Here is a 23,247-nt window from a genome sequence, read left to right on the forward strand (position 1 = left end):
GTGGCCGCCCTTCGAGCGACCGCGCCACTTTCGCAATAGACCCTAGCGGCCCTCGCCCAGTACATCCAGCGGGAAGGCAGAACCGTCGTTGGAAGGGCGCACATCGAGGTGCTGTCGGACGGTTCGGCGATCAGGCTGGGTGTGTTTCTGAGTAAGCGCTGTCCCGTACATGATCTACGACGTGTTCGTTGACCTGCCTGTTCGTCGTCACCCGGCGAGGGTGAGGTTGTGCAGGCGGGCGATGCCGAGCATCGCGTGGTGGACGCCGTCGCCCTTGAGGCGGCAGTCGCGGAGGATCTTCCAGGTCTTCATCCGGGCGAAGGCGTGCTCGACGCGAGAGCGGACCTTGCGGTGGGAGGCGTTGTGTTCCTCTTTCCAGGCCTCGAGTTCGCTCCGGCCGGGTTCGCGGCGGTGCGGGAGGACCAGGCCGGTGCCCCGGTAACCGCCGTCCGCGATGACCCTGGTCTTGCCGACGGCGGCCTTCGCTCCGGACAGCTCCCACGCCCTGCAGTCGTCGCGGTTGCCGGGCAACGGCCGGCCGACCGCGACGACCAGCCGGGTGTCGGCGTCGATGACGACCTGGTGGTTGGTCGAATACCGGTAGTTCTTCGACTGCTCGGCGATGCTGTGGTCGCGGGTGGGGACCAGGATGCCGTCCACGATCAGCACGGCGTCCTTGCGGAACCGCCTGCGCTGCTGGAGAGCGAGCGCAGGTCCGATGTGGTCGATGATGCGGTCGGCCGCGGACTTGGACACCCTGAAGAGCGGCGCCAGCTGGCGCAGGGTCAGGTTCGTCCGCCAGTACGCGGCGACCAGCAGCACGCATAGTGACGGCCTGCATGAACACGCAGCTCTGGCATGTCCGCAGGCTGTCACAGCCCCGCGTCGGAGTCTCGCGAGTATCCCGCTCAGCTCCCGGCGCGGGCTCCAACCAGCCTTTGCGGGACATCCTTTAGCCAGAAGGCCAGGCGCGACCGGCTGGATGCGAAACAACGGGCCGCTCTCGCCGAGCTGCGCTACACCTGGGCTGCAGAACAGCCCGGGCGCAGCTGACGTTCACCGATGACCCGCGCGCACGCCCAATACCGGATGGGCCGATACCTGAATCCCCCACCGCCCGCCTCCGGCCGGAGGAGCGTGGAAGCTCCACACCTGGTGCTTGGTGTGGAGCCCAGCTCACTCAGCGGAAGGGACCGTCGGTCGCGAAGGCGTGGGCTGCAAAGCGCTTGCCCATTCTCCGGTACGCGGCGGCGGTGGGGTGAAGGCCGTCGGCCAGGTCATCTGCCTCGTCCGGGCCGAGCAGCTCGCGTCCGTCGAGATAGTGGAGGTGGGGATCGGACGCCTGTCGTGCCGCAGCGATCCGGGCCAGCTCGGCACGGACGACCGCCAGCGACAATGCCCCGCCGGCCACATCGGCCGGGTCGCCCAGGGCAGCGAGCCTGCCGTCCGGGCCGGTCGCGGTCGGGCCGGGGGCCTCCTCCAGGGCCGGACAGCTCACTGGAGAGATCAACAGCAGCGGGGTGTCCGGGTGCCCGTCCCGGATCGTGTCCAGGAATCCGTGTACCGCCGGGCCGAACGTCCGCAGCCGGAAGGCGGACAAACTCACGATGTTGATGCCCACCTTGAGGCTGATCAGGTCGGCGGGCGTATCGCGGATTGTCCGGGCGACATAGGGATCCAGAAGCGCGTTGCCCGCCTGGCTGAGGTTGATCACCTCTACCCCTCCGAGCGCAGCTGCCACCACTGGCCAGGTCCCGGTCGGGCCGTCGGCCTCGATGCAGTGGCTGATGGAACTGCCGTAGTGCACCCAGCGGCGCCGCCCGTCCGGCAGCGGTGCCAGCACCTCGCCGTCAGCGCGCAGTGCCACCAGCTCCGTTGGGGTCTGCTGTGGCAGCCACAACTCGACGCCCTTCATGCCGACCGGCAGCCCGGCGAACCGTACGGTTGTTGGTTCGCCCGGGATGAGCCGTTGAGCGGCCCCGGGGCCCGCCATCCGCAGCACGTTGCCCACCGGTGCCCGCTGACGCCCGGCCAGGTGGCCGTCCACCAGCAGCTCCAGCATCCCGGTCGGGCGAGGGTGGAGGTCGGAGTCGAGCTGGCCGGTGGAGGTGAGTACCTCCAGCTCCAATGCGCACGCATCGGTGCGGAACACCAGCCGCACCCCCGAAGGCATCACGGTCACTCCGTAGACCGACGGGTCCTGGTACTGCTCCTTGGTCCACGCGGGCAACCGGCGCGGCATCACCCCTGCCTGTGTGGTCTCCAGGTCCAGCGCGCCCCGTAACTCCACCGGCCCGCCCACCAGCGGAACCTCCCGCAGCGTCGCCACCTTCACCGCTCCTGTCCCAGGTCAATGTGGACCGCAGGTGACATCGACCCGGCGCATTCGTGGCTCATCGGCGCCCGCCGAACTCGAAGTCGTGGACCTCGATGTCCGCGTACCGGTCCGCAGTCAGGACGGCTCGTGCCGTGTCCGGATCCGCAGCCCTGAGCAGCACTGCCGTACCCAGCCAGGTGTCGCCGTCGTCGGACAGCAGCGGCCCGTACGCGACCAGCTCGTCCCGGTCGCGCGGCAGGGCAAGGTCGGCGGCCGGGCCCTCGCCGAGGCCGAGCACCAGGTACCGGTTGCCACCGGTCCGGCCGCCGGGGAAATCCCACATGGTGCGCCCCAGCACGTTGTGCCACCGGCGCAGCAGCACGTCCCGGTACGCGCCGGCCTGGTAGTTGGGCTCGTCGAAGGCGAACGCGCGGGCGGCGGCGGGATCGGGCAGGTCGACGATGTGAACGCTGCCCGTCGGTGTTTCACCATCATCGGCGAAGGTCGGACCGCGCGCGATCAGCTCCTTCACGTACCGGTCCATGTAGGACCAGTGCTCCTCCACCAACTCCTCGCGTAACGCAAGGGAGCCGGGCCGGTCACGGTGGTAGCAGAAGAACTCCATGACCACAGACCCTTCCCCATCAAAGGCGCCCTCTCAACTGGCTTTTGGCAACTGGCTTCGTCGATCTCTAGGAACAGCGTTTGTCGATCGGTTCTGGAGGCGGTTGGTGATCACCCAGCTCGCGGATGTCGATGACAAACGACGGCACTGTCGTGTCTGGGGATGCGGGACGGCCAGCCGCCCGTCAGGGCGGCTGGCCGTCGAAGGTGGGAGTAGTGGCAGAGGTCGACCGGAAGGGAGACCGGGGGCGGTTCAGGCCACGTATGAATTTCGTTTATGGCGCCATGTCACGCAGATCTGGGCGGTTCCTGGGCAGCCCGAAGCCCGCCATCTCCTTTTCCTCGTAGGACAGGAAGCCCAGACTCCGGTAGAACGCGTGGTTGCGCTTGCCCTCCGGTGACGCCTCGTGGTCCGTGGACAGGAGGAAGAAGCGGCAGTGCGAGTAGCGCGGCATGAGGTCCTCGATCAAGGCCCGGCCGATGCCCTGCCTGTGATACTTGGGGTTGACCACGACGTCCTGGACGTAACAGATGTGCTCGTCGTCAGAAATGGTCCGGGCCAGTCCGAGGAGCGTTCCTGAACCGTCGCGTGCCGTGATGACGAGGTGCGAGTTCAGTAGGCCGCGGCAGAGCTTGTCGACGTCTTTGGTGTAGCCCTCCCAGCCGACCGAGTCGTAGAGGCCGAGCATCTCCTCAGGATCGAAAGCATCCTCTTTCGCTATGAACACACCAAAACCCCTATGCAGCGGTACCGCTTCTGATGACGAACTCAACACCGCATCTGACTTCACGCTCGTCAGGCACGTCAAGATCGACAACCACTGAGCCTCAGCCAGCCAGCCTGGGACTGTAAATCGTTCGGTGTAACTCCCGATCATGGAAGATGCATCGATGACCAGTGAGAACGTGTCCGAGCACGAGGCTGCCGGGTCGGCAGCGGCGGTGTCGGCGAAGGCCGTGGACGACCAGCTGATCGACGAGCTGGTGAGCCGTGCCCAGGCCGAGGGCCTTCAGTTGACCGGCGAGGGCGGGCTGCTGCAGCAGTTGACGAAGCGGCTGCTGGAATCCGCCCTCGAGGGCGAGATCACCGATCACCTCGGCTATGACAAGCACGATCCGGCGGGCAAGGACGGTGGCAACTCCCGCAATGGCAAACGATCCAAGACCGTGCTGACCGACGTGGGGCCGGTGGAGATAACCGTGCCCCGCGACCGGGACGGCTCCTTCGAACCGAAGATCGTCAAGAAGCGGCAGAAGCGCCTAACCGGCGTCGACGAGATGGTCATCTCGCTGGCCGCCAAGGGCTTGACCACCGGAGAAGTCCAGGCCCACCTGGCCGAGGTCTACGGCGCCGAGGTCTCCCGGCAGACCATCTCCACCATCACCGACAAAGTCCTTGAGGGCATGGCCGAATGGCAGAACCGCCCCCTCGACGCCGTCTATCCGGTGGTCTTCATCGACGCCATCCACGTGAAGATCCGCGACGGTGCCGTCGCCAACCGGCCCATCTACGTGGCCCTGGCTGTCACTGTCGAGGGCCGGCGCGAGATCCTGGGCCTGTGGGCCGGGGACGGCGGTGAGGGCGCCAAGCACTGGCTTCACATCCTCACCGAGATCAAGAACCGCGGTGTCAACGACGTGCTGATGCTGGTCTGCGACGGGCTCAAGGGCCTGCCCGAGGCGGTCGAGACGGTCTGGCCCCGGACCATCGTGCAGACGTGCGTGGTGCACCTGCTGCGGAACTCCTTCCGCTATGCCGCCCGCCAGGACTGGGACAAGATCGCCAAACTTCTCAAGCCCGTCTACACCGCACCGACCGAGGAGGCCGCCCTGGAGCGGTTCGCGGAGTTCGCTGACGCGTGGGGCAGGAAGTATCCGGCGATCGTGAAGCTGTGGGAGAACGCCTGGGAGGAGTTCACCCCGTTCCTCCGGTTCGACACCGAGATCCGCCGCATCGTCTGCACCACCAACGCAATTGAGTCGGTGAACGCGCGGATACGACGGGCGGTCAAGGCCCGCGGCCACTTCCCCAGCGAGCAGGCCGCGCTGAAGTGCGTCTACATGGCGATCATGTCTCTCGATCCCACCGGCAGGGGCCAGGCCCGCTGGACCATGCGCTGGAAGACCGCGCTGAACGCCTTCGACGTCACCTTCGACGGCCGACTCTCAGCAGCCCGTCAGTAACCAACAACCCCAGTTACACCGCTCGTTTGACAGACCCGCCAGCCTTGGCCGGTTCCTCGGCGCGGGCTCGGGTGCTGGCGAGGCGATAGGAGTCGGTGCCGGTCTCGATGATGGTGCCGTTGAAGGTGAGGCGGTCGACGATGGCCGCGCAGAGGCGGGGGTCGGTGAAGGTCTTGGTCCAGCCATCTGGGGCTGGCACTTGTTCCTTTTCGAGGATCGCCGCTGCCACCGCCCCGTATCCATCTCTTGCGGTTCTCGTTGGTCTTCACGGTGGCGCTCGGATTCTCCAGGTGCTGCCTTGATCGGTGAGGTGCGAGGAAGGCGTGCCGGTGACATCCCAGTTGCGGGTGATCGAGGGTGGTGCCGTCCTGCTGGAGCCAGTGACCGCCGATCCGTGGGAGTTCCAGGCCGAGTGTGTCGAGGCGTTCGTCGCTTCATGGCGGCCCCGCGGGTTCAGCCCGGTGACGGTTGAGAACGACATTGGCCTGCTGGAGCGAACGCTCACTGCGCTGGGCCGGCCCGCGTGGGACGTCACGCCGGAGGACATCGACCGCGTCGTCGGCGATCTGGCCCTCGCGGGGCGGGCGGCTTCGACCCGGCGCGAGTATGTGCAGATCTTCAAGGGATTCCATCGGTTCCTGCAGGTCCGCAAGGCCGTTGAGATCGAAGCGGGGTTCGGCGTCCGTCTGGTCTGCCCGGTGGACGAGTTCAACGCCGCGCGGCATGTCGGGGACGATTCCCTGGCCCAACTGCCGCCGCCGACCCCGGAACGGGTGGCGGAGTTCTTCGACTTCCTCAAGGCCCGGATCGCCACTGCCCGCAAGTACGGGCCCGCGGCCCGAGATTATGCGATGTTCCGGACCCTGTATCACGCTGGCCTGCGCTCGGAGGAGGCGTCCCTGCTGGACCGTCCCGACATTCACTTCTCGCGGGGCCCGTTCGGAAAACTCCACATTCGATTCGGCAAGGGCGCCCGCACTTCTGGCCCCAGGCCGCGCTGGTGCCCATGCTGGACGGCCTCGACCTCGTCCTGCACTGGTTCCTCGATGACGTGCGGGGTAAGTTCCCCGACTCGCCGGTCCTGTTCGCGGACGAGTCCGGAGGTAGCCTGCCCCGCGGGACGATCCGCAACCGCCTGCGCTATCTGATGGAACTCGAAGGACGCCCAGCCGCCGACCGGTTCAGCCCGCATGCCCTGCGGCGGGCCTGCGCGACCCACAACTACGAACGCGGCGTGGACCTCGTGGCGATCCAGCAACTCCTCGGTCACTGGACGGCCAGTTCGACCATGCGATACGTCCGGCCGTCCGCGACATTCATCGAGGACGCCTATCGCCGCGCGGTGACCACCACGCTGAGCGAACTCACCGCCGACGAGGGCAGCCCCGCATGAAGATCCGATGGCGCCTGCGGATGGCCGCCGCCCAGCGCGAGGTCTGGACCGGCACCCAGCTGCAGCGACTTCTGGCCGAACGTGCCGGCCTGCAGATGTCCTCCGCGTCGGTGTCGGCGCTGTTCACAAAGGAGCCTTCCCAGGTGAAGATGTCCACCCTGATCGCATTGTGCACCGCGCTGGAATGCACTCCCAACGACCTGTTCGAGGTCGACACCACCCCCGTCGAGCGCCCTGCCGCCCCACCACGGCCAGTCACTGATCTGCCCAAGGCAGCCTCCACCCGCGGCCGCTCGATGCCGCCGCTCTGACCCGGGTGGCATCGTGGGCGTCAAACAGAGCGACTGCATCGGCTGCGGGGCCCCGGTCGGCTTCATCGACCGGCAGCCCTGCTGTCGCTGCACGGCCCGGAAGAAGGAAGCGGCGGGCAGGGGCGCTTGCCCCCGCTGCGGCCAGCAGCGCGTACTCCAGGAGGACACCGGCCGGTGCATCACCTGCTCACGCGTGTGCACCACCTGCGGTCACCCGGTGAGAGACAAGACAGCGACGTTGTGCCGGGACTGTTCGCGCAAGACGGAACGCGACGCCGCCAAGGCGCGCTGTCCTCGCTGCAGTCGGCCTGGCTGTCTGCGCGAGGACACCGGCTGGTGCGGGCACTGCTCGCGTCCCCGCCAGACCAAACAGCCGCCCCGGCCCTGCCGCGAATGCGGCCGCGTGCGACGGCATGCCGGGCTGGGACTGTGCTCAGCCTGCTGGCACTGGCAGCGTCACCCCGACCGGCCCTTCGTCCGGGCCGAGAACCTGATCGCCGAACTCGCCGAACCCCCGGACTGGCTGCGGGACTTCACCGCCGACTTCGCCGCCAAGTACTGCGTCAGCCGCGCCTACACGATGATCACCTCCCTGGGACGACTTCTCCTGGACGAGCAGTCCAACCGCCCGCAGGCTCTGCTCGAACGCTCCCGTCGTTCGGGACGCTCGATGGGCTCCCTCGCCCGCGCGCTGGAGGCCTTCTTCACCGGTCACAGCATGGCCATGGCCACCGATCAGGCCGAGCGGCTCGCGGCTGGCCGCCGACAACGGCGCATCGATGCCGTCCCCGAGCCCCTGCGGACAATGGTGGACGCATTCGCCGATTTCATGTTGCGCTCGCGCGAGAGGGCCCGCCGTGCCGGCACACGGCCTCGCAGCGATGGAACCGTCGAGGCGGCACTGGCCATCATGCGTGACCTCGCCCGCTTCCTCGCGGGTGAGCGCGGCAAGCAGGACTGGGCGCTGACCGATGTCCACGACGTCGAGGCCTTCCTCGCCGGCTCGCCCCAGGCCCGGAAACGTCGGCTGGTCGTGCTCGGGCAGTTCTTCCGCTTCGCTCGTTCGCAGAAGGTCACCCTGCACCGGAGCTCCGGTGGCACGGAAGGCGCAGTGAACCGCATCAAGAAGATCAAGAGGCAGCTCTACGGCCGTGCCGGATTCGAATTGCTCCGCAAGCTGATCCTGCTCCAATAGCGTCGCGCCCAGACTCTGCAGCCAACCCCCTGGTCACGTCAGCGAGTGCGGTGGGCTGAGAAGATCACCGCGAGGCCACAGATTCCGTCGATACCGCGAAGGTCAGAATGTCGGAGAGACCGCCCATAGACCGGGCCGAGGAGCGACTTCAATATGAGCTGAGCCGTGGGCAGCTGCCCCTCGCCGAACTGGACTTGGACGAGGTGTGGCTCAGGTTCGTGCGCTTCGGCTCCCAGCGCTTCGACACCGCGGACACGCCGGACGCTGATGGACTTCTCTTCCAGTACGGGACTCACGCCTTCGAGGGACCGCCCGTCTTCACGCTGGACCTGGCCCGGCAGTTCGAGATCAACGACGCTTCCGGCGAGCATGATCATTACATCCAGCTCCACTGCGAACTTCGGTACGAGCCCGTCCCCCAACTTAGGGCGCTGGGGCACTTCGAGACCTGGTTCTTCCACGACACGGACGACGAACTCGACGCCTGGGCCGACAGCCTGGGCCGCCAGGAATTCTGGCCGATCGTCCGCAACTTTCACCCCCGGGAAATCCGGGTCTACCAAGAGCAGGTGTGATCACAGCCGCGAAGCGATCTGCCTTGTGACGCTCCGCGACCGCTCCCCAAGATCTGTGCCAGAGCCTGCCCTTCATCGACATACTCACACCCAGCGACCTACGTCGCCTTCGCCGCATCCTCACATGAAGCGCTGTCCAGTCCTCCTGGACGTGCTCGCCGCCGCCAGGCCGTCACTCCGCTGCAGCCGACCTGTTCCGCCGGAACGTCCCGCCAGCTCACGCTCATGCACAACACGTAGACGATGCCATGGAACGCAGCCCGGCCCTCTGCGGGCAACCGTCCGGGATACCGGTGCCGCGAGCGCTCGGGCTACGCCTTGAAGACGCCCCGGTTACAGCGCAGCGCCGCCACCACGACGGCGATGATGACCGCCGTGATGACGGCTGTCCCCACGACCGAGCCGGTGGCGGCGAAGATGCCGCCGAAGCCGGCCACGCCCAGCGCCGCACCCACCGCCAGGGCCGTCTCCTGGAGGGCCGCGGCGCGCGCGACGTCCTTCGGCGGGACGCTGCCCAGCAGGTAGGCGTCGCCGGAGGCCATGGAGACGCCGACGCCGAGGCCGATCAGGAAACTGGCGGGCCACAGACCGCCGAAGGCGGCCACGATGAGGCCGACGGCGCAGGTGGCCAGGCTGACCTGGAGTATGTGCACCGCGGTGAAGCGAGCCTGGAGCTTGTGGAACGCGAACCCGCCGAGGGAGACCCACAGGGCCAGGACCGAAACCGGCACGATCGACAGGAGCGAGTCGGCCTCCGCGCTGAACAGGAAGACCGATCCCGTGTAGCTGGCGGAACTCACGACGAGCGCGAGGGAGGGCGCGCCGAGCCGGGAGAAGCTGAGCATCCGTACGTCGATAAGCGGGTCGTGCGAGCGGAGCTGCCGCGTGCAGAAGACCGCCAGGACCAGGCAGCCCGCGACCGTCGCGAGGAGGCGCCCGAACGCGGCGCCATGGCTCTGCAGACCGGCCACGAAGAGTCCGAAGCCCACGAAGGCGAGGGCGGAGGAGGCGACGTCGACCTTGGTCGACGAGGCCTGTCCCAGAGTGATGCCGCGCAGCAGCGCGGTGGCGAGCACCCCGCACACCAGGGCGACGGCGGCGGGCAGCCAGAAGAGCATCGTGTAGGCGTCCATGCCGACGAACGCCCGGCCGATCAGAGGTCCTGCACCGGCTCCGATGGCGTACGTCGTGATCCACAGGGAGTAGCCGAGAGTGCGCTCCGACGTCTCGGGCAGTCCACCGATGACCGAGGCCACGCTGGAGACGATCAGCGCGTAGCCGAAGCCTTGGACGAACCGGCTCCCCGTCCACATCGTCGCCGAGTCCAGCAGTGCGGGACTCGCCCCCGCGAGGGCGAAGACGAAAAGGCCGGTCGCCAGCGTCACACCGGGACCCAGGCGTGCGCCCAGACGCGAGCCGAGGACGACGCAGGAGGCGAGGGCGATCGTGTACCCGTCGATGAACCACAGGCGCCATGAGTCGGTCAGGACCGGCAGGTCGTAGGCGATGGAGTTGAACAGCGTGGAGTCCACACCGCCCAGGAACATGGGGACCAGCAGCAGCAGGAAGAGGACCTTCTTCGACACGGCGGTGGACCGCGCTGGAGCAAGGACAGTTCCGGTCATGGCAGACCTCGTCTCAGTTGGCTTTCTTCGGCGAGCGCAGCAGGAGGAGGACCCTTGCGACGACGCCCGGCAGGACTGCTAATCCGCAGTCGGTCTTCTCTCTCCGAACCCGGTGGGGCGTGCGTGCGCCGCGCGGTGGGCCGCAGGGCACTCAGGGCTGGTTCTCGAGGGCGCCATGAAGTCTCCGTATCAAAAGTGAACCACCTAAGACAGTTCTACCAGTCCGTGATTCCTACGGCAGCCAGCCAAGCCGGTTCCACGCTCCCGCCTGGGGCGCCGCGTGAGCAGCGCGCCCGAGGCCGGCCTTGCGACGGACCGGCGGCCGCAACTCCGCGGACCGGGCCCCGGCCCGTGCGGCGCCCGGAGAGGGGGCGCCACGGGCCGGGGCCCGCACGGCCCCACCTGTACGGCGACGGGGCGGGTGCCCTACATGCCCCGCGGGTAGGGGAATTCGCGGTTGCTGAGGTACTGCGGACGCGGCGCGTGGGCAGCGTAGGGCGCCCCCAGCGCGTTCTCCACGCTGTTGTAGACGATGAAGATGTTCGAGCGCGCGAACGGCGAGAGGTTCCCGTTGGAGCCGTGCAGCAGGTTGGAGTCGAACATCACCGCGGAGCCGGCGGGACCCGTGATCTGCTCGATCCCGTGCTCCTGCGCCATGCGCGTCAGATGCTTGCGGTCCGGGGAGCCGACGCTGGGGGCGGCCACGCGGAGCGACTCCTTGTGGTAGTCCTGCGGGGTGGCCCCGACCGTGGGGACGAACGTCTTGTGGGTGCCGGGCATGACCATGAGCGGGCCGTTGAACGGGTGGTTCTCGGTGAGGGAGATCGAGACGCTGAACGCGCGCGGCCGGGACATGCCGTCCTCGGAGTGCCAGGTCTCGAAGTCGGAGTGCCAGTGGAACGGGGCGCCGCCGAACCCCGGCTTGTAGTTGACCCGGCTCTGGTGGATGTAGACCTCGGAGTCGAGTACCTGGCGGGCGATGTTCACGAGCCGGGGCGACCGGAGCAGCTCGGCGAAGATCTCGCTGACCTTCTCGACCTCGAAGACGGAACGGACCTCGTCGGACTCCGGTTCCAGGATGACGCGCTCACTCGCGCGCAGCGCCGGGTCAGCGCCGAGGCGCCGGAGTTCGGAGAGGTAGAGGTCCACCTCCTGCGCGAAGAGCAGGTCGTCGAGGACCAGGTAGCCGTCGGACTCGTACCGCTTGAGCTGCTCGGCGTCGAGCGGGCCCGGAGCCTCCCCCCACACCGACGGGTCCGTCCGCGGCCTGGGAACGGCCTCACCGAGGACTCGGGTCGGATACAGGTCGGGGCGCTGAGCGACAGTCATGTGCTGTTCTCCTTTTCAGGGGAGCGGCGGCTTTTTCTGCCCGTACAGGAGCGCAATTCATCGGCTCGCGGGGCGAGGTGCCGGAATTCCACGGCCTTTCTTCTCGCGGCTCATTGGTCCGTCCTCCGGCCCGTTCGATACTGCAGGCTCGCAGAGAGTGAAGAAAGGGTCTTCGAGTGTCCTGAATCGTCCTTGGCATAATCAGGACCGCGAAGTGCACCGTCCGTCCACGGAGACGCGGACGGACGGGTGCCGTGCCTTCCAGCAGCGCGGAACCACCTGGAGCAGTTCTCTTGCTTGTCCCCGACATGGCAACCGGCTAAGGTGGTTCCATGTCTGTCAAGGGATTCCCAGAGTTCCGTCTCGGCAAGGTGCTGGCGACCAGCTTTACGGCGACTCTCACCGAACGCTGCGGTGAACCCGTCGAACGCGTTCCCGTCCCCGAGCGGCTGGTCGACTGGTTGGCGGTCAACGGGCTCAAGGTCGTTTCGTGCAGCGATTCCCAGCTGGAGCATGCTCGGCAGCTGCGTGAAGCGATCCACGAAGCCGCCACCGCCGTAGCGACGCAGGTCCCCCCTCCCGCCGCAGCCGTCCAGGTCATCAACGACTGCAGTACGGGCGGCCAGGCCTCGGCGGTCCTTTCCCCCCGAGGCGAACAGGAGTGGTACCTGGGTTCCGCCTCCGTCGAGGACGCCCTCAGCGTGATCGCCGCCGACGCGGTCGACATCGTCTCGGGCGCGCGCGAGGGGAGGATGGCGTTGTGCGCGTCCCCGACGTGTCGGGCCGCCTTCTTCGACACCAGTCGGGGCGCCACGCGCAGATGGTGCGAGATGAACACCTGCGGAAACCGCGAGAAGAAGGCACGTTTCCTCGCCAGCAAGCGCCAGGACTCGAGCCGCGTCGGCTGAAGTCGCACCGGGCGCCGTTCTACGCCGGCGCCCTCCTGCCTCCTGGCCGTCCCTACCTGTCAGGGAGGTGCCCGACCCAGTCGCACGGTGGCCGGAGCGCCCCGTGTTCGACCGTCGCAAGCCAGTAGCCGCGCCGTCGTCGCTCATCCCGACCGCGTCCAACACCAGGATCTGCCTCGTGCGTCGGAAGCGGCCCGCGCCGCAGTGCGCTGCTCGCAAGTTCGCAAATGCTGCCGCTCGACACTCGTCGGGCGCAGTAGACGACGAGGGCGGGGCGTCGTTGCCACCAGGCTCCCGCACCTCCTCGTCCCGCCACCGCACGCAGGTGCAGAGAGGGAAGTACATGCTGGACGTTCTGAAAATCGACGCCACCGCGGAAGTGGTCTACCGCGAGATGCTGGCGCATCCGCAGGAGGGCGTGGCCGAGCTGGTGGGCCGGCTCGAACTGACCGAGCAGGACGTACGGGCAGCACTCGACACCCTCGCCGAGATGGCCCTGGTGCGGCACTCCCTCGAAGACCCCCAGACCTTTCACGTCGTGGAACCTCACCTCGCCGCGGAGATCCTGCTCGCCAAGGAGCGGGCCGACCTCGCGGCCCAGCAGCAGCGCGTGCAGGAGGTCCAGGCCGCCGCCTTACAGCTCAAGTCGGAGTTCACCCAGGAGAGTCCCAAGGACGAGGTGCACCGCCTGACCGGGGTCGACTCCGTACGCGACTACCTGGCGGCGCTTCACAGCGAAGTCCAGGACGAGCTGCTGGCCTTCGCCCCGGGCGGAGCGCAGACGGAGACCAACCTGCGCAGCTCGCGCCCGATCGCGGACGCCCTGCTCACGCGAGGGGTGCAGATGCGCACCGTGTACCTGGACAGCGTCCGTAACGATCCCCTCACCGTCGCGCACGCGGATTGGCTCGCCGAACGGGGCGGCCGCATACGCACCGCGCCGTCGCTGCCGAACCGCATGATCATCTGCGACAAGAAGATCGTCATCGTCGCCGTCGACTCAGACGACACCTCGGCCGGGGCGGTGGTCCTCCGGACGGCTGGAGTAGTGTCGTCCCTGTACGCCCTTTTCGAGAATATTTGGCAGGCCGCCCAGCCCATGGGAGAGAGCGCCCGGTCGAGTGACGAACAGGGCCTCAGTCCGCAACAACTGGAAGCCCTGAGGCTGTTGTCCCTCGGGCACACCGACGACTACGTTGCGGCGCGGCTGGGCGTGTCAGGCCGCACGGCACGCCGAATCGCCACGAAGCTCATGGGCCACCTCGGCGCGCGAAGCCGGTTCCAGGCCGGCCTGCACGCGGCTTCCAGGGGCCTCATCCGGCCGTGACGGCCCGTACGTCGCCATCGACAAGCAGTCGAAAGGGAATGGCCATTCGGACAGGACACCCCACTCATGTACCTCGTACAGCTCACCCTTGCACCCTCGGGTGATGCCCACCCACCCGCTGAGATCAAGCAGGCGCTCCACGACGCGGCGCCGGACGTCGTCGACCACGTCACCGTTCACACGCAGACGCGGCCCCACCTTGTCGTCAGCCTCTTCCTCCGCGCCGCCTCCCTGGACGAGGCCGAGGCGGCGGCGAAGCGGATCTGGCAGCACGCGACCACCAGCTGCAGCCCTCTGGCCGCCTGGTCCCTGCGGCGGGCCGAAGTGCCCCTCCACCCCTACGACGTGGAGTGAGCCCGGCTCCTCTCGACGCCCGCGCCCGGACGTGGGACCTGCATGCACATATTTGCGTGTCCCAAACGGTCCAGCCTGGAGAATGTCGTGATGGCCGTGGCCCTTTGGCCGGATGACTAATCCGGCCGCAGTCCTGAACAGGTCAGGACCCATTTAGGCCAACCGTCCGCTCTTCCTTCGCCGCTGCGAACATCGCAGACTCATTATCGCCGGACAGCAAACCAGCGAGAGGCGAGTCATGAAAGAGCGAATGTTCATCTCCGATAGCTCACCGGCGGAGAGGGGAATTCCTTGCCTCTCACCCGAAGACGACGGCGGGTGGCAGTGACCGTATGACGACCTCGAAGAACAGTGTCCAGGGAAATTCGATGGCGGATCTCGCCGAGAAGTACGGCACCCCGCTGTTCGTCTACGACGCGGACGTCCTCGCGGACACGTACCGCACGTTGCGCGGCCTGCTCCCCGCCGGCGCCGACATCTTCTACTCTCTCAAGGCGAACCCGAACATCAGCGTCTGCGCCCTGCTGAACTCGTTCGGTACGGGAGCCGAGGTCTCCTCCTACGCCGAACTGGCCACCGCCCTGCGGGCGGGAGTCGGCCCTGGCGACATTGTCTTCCTCGGCCCCGGCAAGGACGAGAGGGAGCTCACCGCGTGCGTCGAAGCCGGCATTCACGCGATTGTCTGCGAGTCACTGGACGAACTCGACCTGCTCGACTCGCTGTTGGCAGCGGCAGGACGTGACGACTTCCCGGTGCTCCTCCGGGTGAACCCGGCCTTCGGCAGCAAGGGGTCCGGGCTGGCCATGGGCGGCAAACCCCGGCAGTTCGGCATCGATGAAGCCGAACTGCGCGGTTCCAGGCACCGCCTCGCGGCCCTCCGAAACGTCCGGGTGAAGGGCGTGCACGCGTACATGGGGACGCGGTTCCTTGACCACGAGGACGTCGTCGAGAACACCCGGCGCATCCTCGCCACCGCGGAGGACCTGGCCGGACAGCTCGGTTTCCCTCTGGAGACCGTCGACTTCGGCGGCGGACTCGGCGTCGCCTACTTCGAGAACGAGGAGGACCTGGACCTCGATGCGCTGGGCGCCGGCCTCGCGGAGGTCATCACCCCCTTCTCGGTGCGCAACCCAGACTGCCGGATGATCATGGAACTGGGCCGCTTCCTCACCGCCACGGCCGGGACGTACGTCGTCCGCGCCCGCTACGTGAAGGAGTCCATGGGAGAGAGCTTCGTGGTGGCCGACGGCGGCACGAACCACCACATGGCAGCCGTCGGCGTCGGCAGCTTCGTCAAGCGCAACTTCCCGGTCCGCCACCTGGAGAACCGGGCCGTCGGAGCCTCGCGCCCCTACAGCGTGACCGGACCCCTGTGCACGCCCAACGACGTCGTGGCCAAGAAGGTCCGCCTGCCGGAAGTACGGCCGGGAGACCTGCTCGCGGTGGAGCGGTCCGGAGCCTACGGGCCGACCGCCTCACCCGGCCTCTTCCTGAGCCACGGCTTCCCGGCCGAGGTGCTCGTCCACGGCGGGCGCGCCCACCTCATCCGAGAGCGCGACACGACGGAGGACCTGCTGGCGAAGCAGCGCCTCGTCGATCTCCCCGCCGCGCCCGCCTGAACACGTGATCCGTATGGACACCTGACCCGAACGAGAACTTGATCCGAATGAGAACCGCAGCGAAGCAAGCTGCGCGAGTCGGACTGGACGTACTCGACCGCTCCGAACTCCGCCGCCTCATCGAACGCCCCTGGTTCTTGCGCTTCAGTTTCGCCCCGGAGGAAAGAGCCCACGCCGAGACCCTCGGCGAAGATCGCCGCCTGGAATTCCTGGCCGGTCGGTTCGCCGCCAAAGAGGCCCTCCTCAAAGTCCTGGGAATCGGTTTCCTACAAGGTGTGACGCCACGGGAGATCTACGTGGAACACACCGCGCACGGCGCCCCCGTCGTCCACCTCCGCGGACGAGCCGTGCAACTGGCCCCGTCATCCGTCTCGGTCTCGGTCTCCATCACGCATAAGCAGAACGTCGTGGCCGCCGTCGCCATCAGCCTCCCCGAGGCCCTTGGTGCGACCGCCGACGACTCCACCGGCGAAGCAGCCGGAAACGGACGAACCGAACCCACTGCACCGAAGGAGCTTGACGCCGTGCCGCCGCCGAACACTCCCGTGACCGCGACCAGCAGGACCGGTACCCGCGACGAGCGAGAAGCGCAGACCACCGCCTTCCTCCGCGTACGCGTCGGCCAGGAAGAGGCTCACTACGGGGGCGATCTCGTCGACGGTGCGCGCATCTTGCGTCTGTTCGGCGACCTCGTCACCGAGATCACCGTCCGCACGGACGGCGACGAAGGACTGCTGGCCCAGTACAGCGACATCCGCTTCACCGCACCCGTGAGGCCTGGCGACTACATCGAGGCGCGCGCACGGCTGGTGCGCCGGACTCGACTGCGCCGCGTGGTCGAACTGGAGGCGCACAAGGTCATCCGCGCCAGCCCCGAAGAGGCCGACAGCGCCGGCGAGGTCCTCGACGAGCCTCAACTCGTGTGCGCTGCGACCGCCACCACCGTTGTACCCCACCGCCGGGCACACACGGCGACCGCCCGCACCTCCACGCCCGAGGAGGCCTGATGCCCCGCACTCCGCAGCTCCTGCACGAGATACTGGACCGAGCCGCCGACCGCGATCCGGAGTCGGCCGCACTGAGCTCACGCGATCGCGGCCTCACCTACCGGGAATTGGCCACCGCCACCACCGCCATGGCCGCCCGCCTGCGGCGCGAGGGCCTGCGGCGCGGCGACCGGATCATCGTCACCGCCTCCGACGGCATCGCCATCGCCATCCTGGTCTACGCCGCCTCGCGTGTCGGCGCCGTCTTCAGCGTGCTCCACGAGCAAGTACGCGGCGGGCCGCTGGAACACGTCCTGCGCGACTGCGAGCCCGCGCTGCTGGTCTCCGACGACCTCGACGCCGGACGGACCGCCGCCGAACACGGCGTCCGCTCCCTCGTGCTCGACGAGCTCGTGCGCACGGCACTCGACGCGGACAGCGCCGAAGCCGCTCTCCCCGCCGGCCCGAACGCCCTAGGCGTGGACCCTGTCAGTCTGATCTACACCTCGGGCACCACCTCCCTCCCCAAGGCCGTGGTCAGCACCCACCAGCAGGTGCTATTCGCCGCCACCGCGATCCAGGAGTGCCTGGAGTACCGCAGCGACGACGTCGTCTACTGCCCGCTCCCGCTCTCCTTCGACTACGGCCTCTACCAGATCTACCTCGCGGCCCTCAGCGGCGCCCGACTCCACCTGGCCACGGTCGCCGAGGTCGGCCCCCCGCTGCTGCGCAGCCTGGAGGAGGCGGGCGCCACCGTCCTGCCCTCCATGCCTTCCGTCTCGGACCGACTCGCCTGGCTGCTCAGCCGCAGCAGCGGGGGGCCGAGCCGCCTCCGCCTGCTCACCAACACTGGTGCGGCGCTCTCCGAGCCCACCATGACCGCGCTGCGCGCCGCCCTGCCCCACCTGCGCATCCAGGTGATGTACGGCCTCACCGAGTGCAAGCGCACGGCGATCATGCCTCCCGACGGGGACCTGGACCACCCGGGCTCCTGCGGCCTGCCGCTGCCAGGCACCGAGGTTTTCATCGTCGACGACGACGGAGAGCGGCTGCCGGCGGGAGAGATCGGCCAGATCGTCGTCCGCGGACCCAACGTCATGGCCGGGTACTGGCGCCGCCCCGAGCTGACCGACGAGCGCTTCCCGCGCACGGAGGGGTTGTTCCCCGAGCTGCACACCGGTGACTACGGCCGGCAGGACAAGGACGGCTACCTCTACTTCTCCGGCCGCAGGGACGACCTCTACAAGGAGCGCGGGTTCCGCCTCAGCACCACCGAGGTCGAGGCCGCCGCGACCCGGGTCGACGGAGTGACCTCTGCCGCCGTACTGCCTCCCGAGGGCAAGCGGACCGCGCTCCTCGCCGTCGTCGCGGACCTCACCGCCGGCCAGGTGCGCGAGGGCATGCGGGACCACATCGAACCCTTCAAGATCCCGCGCCGCTGCGTCCGCCTCGACGCCCTGCCCACCAACGGCAACGGCAAGGTCGACCGCAAGAAGCTGGCCGCCTTGATCGAACAGGACCCGTCCGCCTCGGTCACCCCAGAGGCCCTCCCAGCGCGCCTGGCCCGCTGACCCCCGCACGCCCCACCAGAGCAACGCCCACAACCACCCGACACACGTGAGGAACTGACCATGGACCGCCAGCACGTCGTCACCGCCCTCGAGAACGCCCTCACCGATGTCCTGGAGCGCCCCGTCACCGGTCTCACCGGCGACGTGAAGCTCTTCGCCGACCTGCACCTGGACTCCACCACCATGCTCGAGATGCTCATGTTCCTCGAGGACTCCATCGGCCTGGCCGTCGACCCGGAGGAGCTGGACGCGGACGACTTCGTCTCCGTGGGCACCTTCACCGACTTCGTCCTCGCCACACAGGGCGAGCAGGTCGCGGCATGACGCTCACTCAGCCCGACCTCAGCGTCTTCACGACCCTGGAGTCCGAGGTACGCAGCTACTGCCGCAGCTGGCCCACCGTGTTCAACCACGCGCAAGGTAGCCGGATCCACGACGAGGACGGGCACGAATACCTCGACTTCTTCGCCGGGGCCGGTTCCCTCAACTACGGCCACAACAATCCCGTGCTCAAGCGCACTCTGCTCGACTACCTGGAGCACGACGGCGTCACCCACGGGCTGGACATGTCCACCACGGCCAAGCGCGCGTTCCTCGAGTACTTCCAGAACACGGTGCTGCGCCCGCGGGACCTGCCCTACAAGGTCATGTTCCCGGGCCCGACCGGCACCAACGCCGTCGAGGCCGCCCTCAAGCTGGCACGCAAGGTCAAGGGCCGCGAGTCGATCGTGTCGTTCACGAACGCCTTCCACGGCATGTCGCTCGGCTCGCTCGCCGTGACCGGCAACGCCTTCAAGCGGGCCGGCGCCGGCATCCCGCTGGTACACGGTACCCCCATGCCGTTCGACAACTACCTCGACGGCAGGACCCCGGACTTCATCTGGTTCGAGCGGCTCCTGGAGGACCAGGGCTCGGGCCTGAACCAGCCGGCCGCCGTCATCGTCGAGACGGTCCAGGGCGAGGGCGGCATCAACGTCGCCCGCGCCGAGTGGCTGCACGCCCTCGCCCAGCTCTGCCGCCGGCACGACATGCTGCTCATCGTCGACGACATCCAGATGGGCTGCGGCCGCACCGGCGCCTTCTTCTCCTTCGAGGAGGCGGGCATCACGCCGGACATCGTCACCGTCTCCAAGTCCATCAGCGGCTACGGACTGCCCATGTCGCTCTGCCTGTTCCGAGCGGAACTCGACGTGTGGGAGCCGGGCGAGCACAACGGCACCTTCCGCGGCAACAACCCGGCCTTCGTCACCGCGACCGCCGCCCTCAACACCTACTGGAGGGACGACACGCTGGAGCGCCAGACCCTGGCGCACGCCCAGACCATCGAGGCCGCGCTCCACGACACCGCCGCGCACCACAGCGGATCGGCCTACCGCGGCCGCGGAATGGCCTGGGGCCTGGAGCTCGCCGACCCCTGGCACGCGGGGCGCGCCGCACGCCGCGCCTTCGAACTCGGGCTCCTCGTGGAGACCTCCGGGGCCCACGACGAGGTCTTGAAGCTGCTGCCCCCGCTCACCATCACCGCCGACGACCTCGACGAGGGACTGCGCACCGTGCAGCGCGCGGTCTACGAAACGGCGTGACCGCTCCCGCCACCGCCATGAGAGACATACGAAAGAAAGGCCCCGACCCGACATGACGATCACCATGCCCACTGCAGCCTCCACGGAGCCGAACACGGCCGAGAAGAAGCGGGCCGTCTTCCGCGCACCGGTCCCTCAGGACGGACCCGCCGTGTGGAAGATGGTCCAGGACACTCCCGGCCTGGACTCCAACAGCCTCTACTACTACTCGCTGTGGTTCCGGGACTTCACCGACGGCTCGCTGGTCGCGACGGTGGACGACGAACTCGTCGGCTTCCTCACGGGCTACCGCCGCCCCGAGGAGCCCGAGACCTACTTCGTGTGGCAGACCGCCGTCAACCCGCGCCACGGCATCCCGTTCCTCGGCGTCAAGCTCTTCCAGGAGGCGGCCGACCAGCAGGTTGCCAACGGCGCCCGGTACGTCGAGGCCACTGTCTCCGCCGAGAACAAGGCGATCATCATGGTGCTGAAGCAGTACGCGAAGAAGCACTTGGCCCCCGTCGAGACCCGCGTGCTCTTCCCCAGCTCCCTCTTCGCCGACAGCGAGGGCCACCACGATGAGGTCCTGTACCGCATCGGCCCGCTGACCGCCGGCTGAACCGGGCCACCCGTCACTGGTCCGAGCAGCACCGCATCCGACGACCGGGAGCCGACCGCCATGGCCACGCAACCCACGACACTGCACCTGGACATCAGCAACGCCCACTTCCGCATGGACTCCGAGGAGGTGCGGAAGGCACGAGACGCCCACTGGTACGCACGTACGGATTGGGGCATCGCCGTCCTGCGCTACGAGGACAGCAGCGCCCTCCTGAAGAGCCCCCTGCTGACGCAAGGATCGGCCAAGTGGCCCGCTCAGCACGAGGTCGTCGAAGGACGCTTCGACGAGTGGTGGCAGAAGACCCTGCTGGTGCTGGAGGGCGGCGAGCACAACAGGATTCGCCGCCTGGTGAACCCCGCCTTCTCGCCTCGCCGGACAGCGCCCCTGCACGCGAAGTTCCAGGACCTGGCCGACGGCCTGGTGGACGAGTGGATCGAGGACGGGCGCACCGAGTTCGCGAGCCGGTTCGCCGCACCGTACGCGACCAGGATTCTGTGCGTGATGCTGGGCATCGACGAGAACGACTGGAAGAAGATCCACGAACTCGCCTCCACGATCGGCCTCGGCCTCGGCATCACCATCCAGGAGAACATCGCCCGGATCGACCAGGCCATCGTCGAGCTAACCGAGTACGCCGAGTCCCTGGTCCGCAGCCGCAGGGAGTCCCCCAAGGGCGACATCCTGAGCACCCTCGTGGACGCGAGGGACGAGGACGCGGGCAAGCTTTCCGACAAGGAGCTCATCAACCTCATCATCCTGTTGATCTTCGCGGGCATCGACACAACCCGGAACCAACTGGCCCTGAGCGTCGAGGCGTTCTCCAAGCAGCCCGATCAGTGGGAGAAGCTGGCATCGGACCCCGAGCGCTACTCCGCCGCGGCGGTCGAGGAGGCGCTGCGCGTCAACCCGATCGGCCGCTGGATCTCGCGCGAAGCGGCGGAGACGTTCCAGTACAAGGAGCGCACGATCGAGAAGGGGACCACGCTCCACCTCTTCACCATGACATCGGCCACCGACCCGGCCGCGTTCGACGACCCTGACCACATCGACCTCGACGCCGAGCGCTCCCCGCACTTCGCGTTCGGCGGCGGACTGCACCACTGCCTTGGGCACTTCGTCGCCCGTGCGGACATCGGCGTGGCCCTCTCCACGCTGGCCACGCGGCTGACCGACCTGCGCGTGGAGGAGAACGCCGAGTGGCTGCCCGACTCCGGCAACACCGGGGCGGTCGCGCTGCCCCTCACGTTCACCTCGCGTTCCTAGACCGCGCTTCCGATCGGAGGAGACCATGAAGATCACTGTTGACGAGGTCAAGTGCCAGAACCACGGCCTGTGCGCCATCTCGGCGCCGGATCACTTCGAACTCGACGCCGACGGGAAGCTGGCGTACCAGGAGAGGTTCGACGAGGAAAGCCTCGACACGATCGAGGACGCCATCGACTCGTGCCCCTTGCAGGCGATCGTCATGGACCGTGACGCCGCATGACCGGCGCAGCGCCGCGCATCGGCATCGTAGGCTCCGGCATAGCCGGTCTGCGGGCGGCCCAATCGGTCCTCACCTGCGAAACCGGTGCCAGGATCACCGTCTTCGGGGACGAGGCCCACCGCACGTACAGCCGGCCGGGTCTCACGAAGAAGCGTTACCCGCCGTCGGCCGACCTCGGAGCGGCCATCACCGAGGACCTGAAGGTCCAGGGAGCCGAGACCAGCGCGCTCGACTGGCACCTCGGCACCCGCGTCGAGACGGCGGACCTGCGCGGCAGGGTCCTGCACCTGAGCACCGGCGGAACGTTCGCCTACGACGGCCTGGTAGTCGCCTCGGGAGTACGCCCGCGGACCGCCGCCCGCGACGACCAGGAGTGCGCCTCGCACGCGCACAGGACACTGCGCGGCCTGGACGACGCGCACTCCATCCACCGGGAGCTCCAAAGCAGAGAGGTGGTGACGATCGCGGGCGCCGGGTTCGTCGCGTGCGAACTGGCCTCGTTGGCCCAGGAGTACGGCTGCGACGTGGTCATGCTCGAAGCGATGAGGCACGGGCCCTTCGAGAACATCCTGGGCGAGGACGTCGCGCGAGCACTCGGACGCTGGGTCACCGCGAACGGCGTCACCCTGCTGACGGGCGAGGCGGCCAAGGAGCTCCTCTGCGACCGCTCGGGAAGACGCTCCGGAGGCGGACACCCGGCGTCGCCTCCCGGGGCGGCCTCCGAACGACCGCTCTTCATCGAGGCCATCGGCAGCGTTCCCAACGTGGAATGGCTGGACGGGAACGGCCTGGACCTGTCTGACGGGGTACGGGTCGACGAGTACATGCGCGTACTGGGGTGCGAGGGCGTTTTCGCAGCAGGCGACATCGCCCGCTATCCCGACCCGTGGGGCACAGGAAGGCAAACCCGCATAGAATTCTGGAAAAATGCGATCGACACCGGGAATATCGCCGGGAAAGCGCTGGCGTCGTCTCTGGGATACGGATCGAAGATGACCAGGATCGCATACTTCCCCAGCATGGCTACCGAAGTATTCGGACTTCGCATCCAGATCGCGGGGAACCCCAGGAACGCGGACTCCATGGAGATCGTTCACGGCGACCTCGAACGCCCCGGTGACGGAGTCCTCGTCACATACCTGCAGGAGAGCGCGATCGTCGGAGCCGCCTACCTGGACAAAGGGGCTAAGTTCAACCGCCTCTACATCGAGCTCCTGAAGTCGCTGAAAAAGCGCTAGCCCTATCGGCCTCACCTCATT

At 67.9% G+C, this 23,247-nt stretch carries 24 protein-coding genes and 1 pseudogene; 18 read left to right on the top strand and 7 right to left on the bottom strand.

What is annotated here, in order from left to right:
* Positions 1-207: 207 nt before the first annotated feature.
* The 4 genes from H4687_RS00270 to H4687_RS00285 form a co-directional block, all read right to left on the bottom strand.
* Positions 208-960, bottom strand: coding sequence for a transposase (locus H4687_RS00270; RefSeq protein ID WP_225967035.1), 753 nt, complete (start codon positions 958-960; stop codon positions 208-210).
* Between the two features lie 220 nt (positions 961-1,180).
* On the bottom strand, positions 1,181-2,320 hold the full coding sequence (locus H4687_RS00275; RefSeq protein WP_050399431.1) for a GDSL-type esterase/lipase family protein: 1,140 nt from the start codon (positions 2,318-2,320) through the stop codon (positions 1,181-1,183).
* Positions 2,321-2,393: 73 nt separating this feature from the next.
* Positions 2,394-2,942, bottom strand: a complete 549-nt coding sequence (locus H4687_RS00280; RefSeq protein WP_046916898.1) for a YciI family protein — start codon at positions 2,940-2,942, stop codon at positions 2,394-2,396.
* Positions 2,943-3,216: 274 nt separating this feature from the next.
* The gene (locus H4687_RS00285) at positions 3,217-3,630 is read right to left on the bottom strand and encodes a GNAT family N-acetyltransferase (RefSeq protein WP_046916897.1); all 414 of its coding nucleotides are present in this window, start codon (positions 3,628-3,630) and stop codon (positions 3,217-3,219) included.
* A gap of 202 nt (positions 3,631-3,832) precedes the next feature.
* Here H4687_RS00285 and H4687_RS00290 point away from each other — a divergent pair, with 202 nt between their 5' ends.
* A complete protein-coding gene (locus H4687_RS00290) occupies positions 3,833-5,125 on the top strand; it encodes an IS256 family transposase (protein WP_225966538.1) in 1,293 nt (430 codons plus the stop codon).
* A 13-nt stretch (positions 5,126-5,138) separates the two neighbouring features.
* Here the strand turns inward: H4687_RS00290 and H4687_RS00295 are convergent.
* Positions 5,139-5,309, bottom strand: a pseudogene (locus H4687_RS00295) (ATP-binding protein); the annotation flags it as partial.
* 145 nt (positions 5,310-5,454) lie between these two features.
* On the opposite strand from H4687_RS00295, the gene H4687_RS47875 reads away from it, so the two are divergent.
* The 5 genes from H4687_RS47875 (at position 5,455) to H4687_RS00315 (ending at position 8,599) form a co-directional block, all read left to right on the top strand.
* Positions 5,455-6,273: a tyrosine-type recombinase/integrase gene (locus tag H4687_RS47875; RefSeq protein WP_233443832.1), complete on the top strand. Its 819-nt coding sequence runs from the start codon at positions 5,455-5,457 to the stop codon at positions 6,271-6,273.
* A complete protein-coding gene (locus H4687_RS45915) occupies positions 6,177-6,518 on the top strand; it encodes a tyrosine-type recombinase/integrase (protein ID WP_233443828.1) in 342 nt (113 codons plus the stop codon). The genes H4687_RS47875 and H4687_RS45915 overlap by 97 nt, the downstream gene beginning before the upstream one ends.
* Positions 6,515-6,829, top strand: coding sequence for a helix-turn-helix domain-containing protein (locus tag H4687_RS00305; protein ID WP_046914738.1), 315 nt, complete (start codon positions 6,515-6,517; stop codon positions 6,827-6,829). Before H4687_RS45915 ends, H4687_RS00305 begins: the two co-directional genes overlap by 4 nt.
* A gap of 193 nt (positions 6,830-7,022) precedes the next feature.
* Positions 7,023-8,024 (top strand): hypothetical protein, encoded by a 1,002-nt coding sequence (locus H4687_RS45920; RefSeq protein ID WP_434977218.1) that lies wholly within the window; start codon positions 7,023-7,025, stop codon positions 8,022-8,024.
* 107 nt (positions 8,025-8,131) lie between these two features.
* Positions 8,132-8,599 (top strand): hypothetical protein, encoded by a 468-nt coding sequence (locus H4687_RS00315; RefSeq protein WP_050399724.1) that lies wholly within the window; start codon positions 8,132-8,134, stop codon positions 8,597-8,599.
* 311 nt (positions 8,600-8,910) lie between these two features.
* Here H4687_RS00315 and H4687_RS00320 read toward each other — a convergent pair whose 3' ends face one another.
* Both H4687_RS00320 and thpD read right to left on the bottom strand, forming a co-directional pair.
* On the bottom strand, positions 8,911-10,224 hold the full coding sequence (locus tag H4687_RS00320) for an MFS transporter (RefSeq protein WP_107082327.1): 1,314 nt from the start codon (positions 10,222-10,224) through the stop codon (positions 8,911-8,913).
* Between the two features lie 426 nt (positions 10,225-10,650).
* Positions 10,651-11,553 carry an ectoine hydroxylase gene (gene thpD, locus H4687_RS00325; RefSeq protein ID WP_046914740.1) on the bottom strand — a complete coding sequence of 301 codons (903 nt, stop codon included), beginning with the start codon at positions 11,551-11,553 and terminating at the stop codon, positions 10,651-10,653.
* 332 nt (positions 11,554-11,885) lie between these two features.
* Here thpD and H4687_RS00330 point away from each other — a divergent pair, with 332 nt between their 5' ends.
* The 12 genes from H4687_RS00330 (at position 11,886) to H4687_RS00385 (ending at position 23,226) form a co-directional block, all read left to right on the top strand.
* Positions 11,886-12,461 (top strand): CGNR zinc finger domain-containing protein, encoded by a 576-nt coding sequence (locus H4687_RS00330; protein ID WP_046914741.1) that lies wholly within the window; start codon positions 11,886-11,888, stop codon positions 12,459-12,461.
* A 343-nt stretch (positions 12,462-12,804) separates the two neighbouring features.
* Positions 12,805-13,788, top strand: a complete 984-nt coding sequence (locus H4687_RS00335; protein ID WP_046914742.1) for a helix-turn-helix transcriptional regulator — start codon at positions 12,805-12,807, stop codon at positions 13,786-13,788.
* 66 nt (positions 13,789-13,854) lie between these two features.
* Positions 13,855-14,142 (top strand): hypothetical protein, encoded by a 288-nt coding sequence (locus H4687_RS00340; RefSeq protein WP_046914743.1) that lies wholly within the window; start codon positions 13,855-13,857, stop codon positions 14,140-14,142.
* A 368-nt stretch (positions 14,143-14,510) separates the two neighbouring features.
* Positions 14,511-15,761, top strand: coding sequence for a type III PLP-dependent enzyme domain-containing protein (locus H4687_RS00345; RefSeq protein WP_225966540.1), 1,251 nt, complete (start codon positions 14,511-14,513; stop codon positions 15,759-15,761).
* 47 nt (positions 15,762-15,808) lie between these two features.
* Positions 15,809-16,768 (top strand): holo-ACP synthase, encoded by a 960-nt coding sequence (locus H4687_RS00350; protein ID WP_050399725.1) that lies wholly within the window; start codon positions 15,809-15,811, stop codon positions 16,766-16,768.
* Positions 16,768-18,318, top strand: a complete 1,551-nt coding sequence (locus H4687_RS00355) for a class I adenylate-forming enzyme family protein (RefSeq protein ID WP_046914745.1) — start codon at positions 16,768-16,770, stop codon at positions 18,316-18,318. The genes H4687_RS00350 and H4687_RS00355 overlap by 1 nt, the downstream gene beginning before the upstream one ends.
* Positions 18,319-18,378: 60 nt before the next feature.
* The gene (locus H4687_RS00360; protein ID WP_046914746.1) at positions 18,379-18,642 is read left to right on the top strand and encodes a phosphopantetheine-binding protein; all 264 of its coding nucleotides are present in this window, start codon (positions 18,379-18,381) and stop codon (positions 18,640-18,642) included.
* Positions 18,639-19,901 carry a diaminobutyrate--2-oxoglutarate transaminase gene (gene ectB / locus H4687_RS00365; protein WP_050399726.1) on the top strand — a complete coding sequence of 421 codons (1,263 nt, stop codon included), beginning with the start codon at positions 18,639-18,641 and terminating at the stop codon, positions 19,899-19,901. Before H4687_RS00360 ends, ectB begins: the two co-directional genes overlap by 4 nt.
* Before the next feature lie 64 nt (positions 19,902-19,965).
* Entirely contained in the window at positions 19,966-20,499 is a 534-nt protein-coding gene (gene ectA / locus H4687_RS00370; RefSeq protein ID WP_107082329.1) for a diaminobutyrate acetyltransferase, read from the top strand.
* A 60-nt stretch (positions 20,500-20,559) separates the two neighbouring features.
* Entirely contained in the window at positions 20,560-21,765 is a 1,206-nt protein-coding gene (locus tag H4687_RS00375; protein WP_046914748.1) for a cytochrome P450, read from the top strand.
* A gap of 25 nt (positions 21,766-21,790) precedes the next feature.
* A complete protein-coding gene (locus H4687_RS00380) occupies positions 21,791-21,988 on the top strand; it encodes a ferredoxin (protein ID WP_046914749.1) in 198 nt (65 codons plus the stop codon).
* Positions 21,985-23,226, top strand: a complete 1,242-nt coding sequence (locus H4687_RS00385; protein ID WP_046914750.1) for an NAD(P)/FAD-dependent oxidoreductase — start codon at positions 21,985-21,987, stop codon at positions 23,224-23,226. Before H4687_RS00380 ends, H4687_RS00385 begins: the two co-directional genes overlap by 4 nt.
* Positions 23,227-23,247: the final 21 nt, after the last annotated feature.

The sequence above is a fragment of the Streptomyces stelliscabiei genome (assembly GCF_014873495.1).
Taxonomy (GTDB): Bacteria; Actinomycetota; Actinomycetes; order Streptomycetales; family Streptomycetaceae; genus Streptomyces; species Streptomyces bottropensis.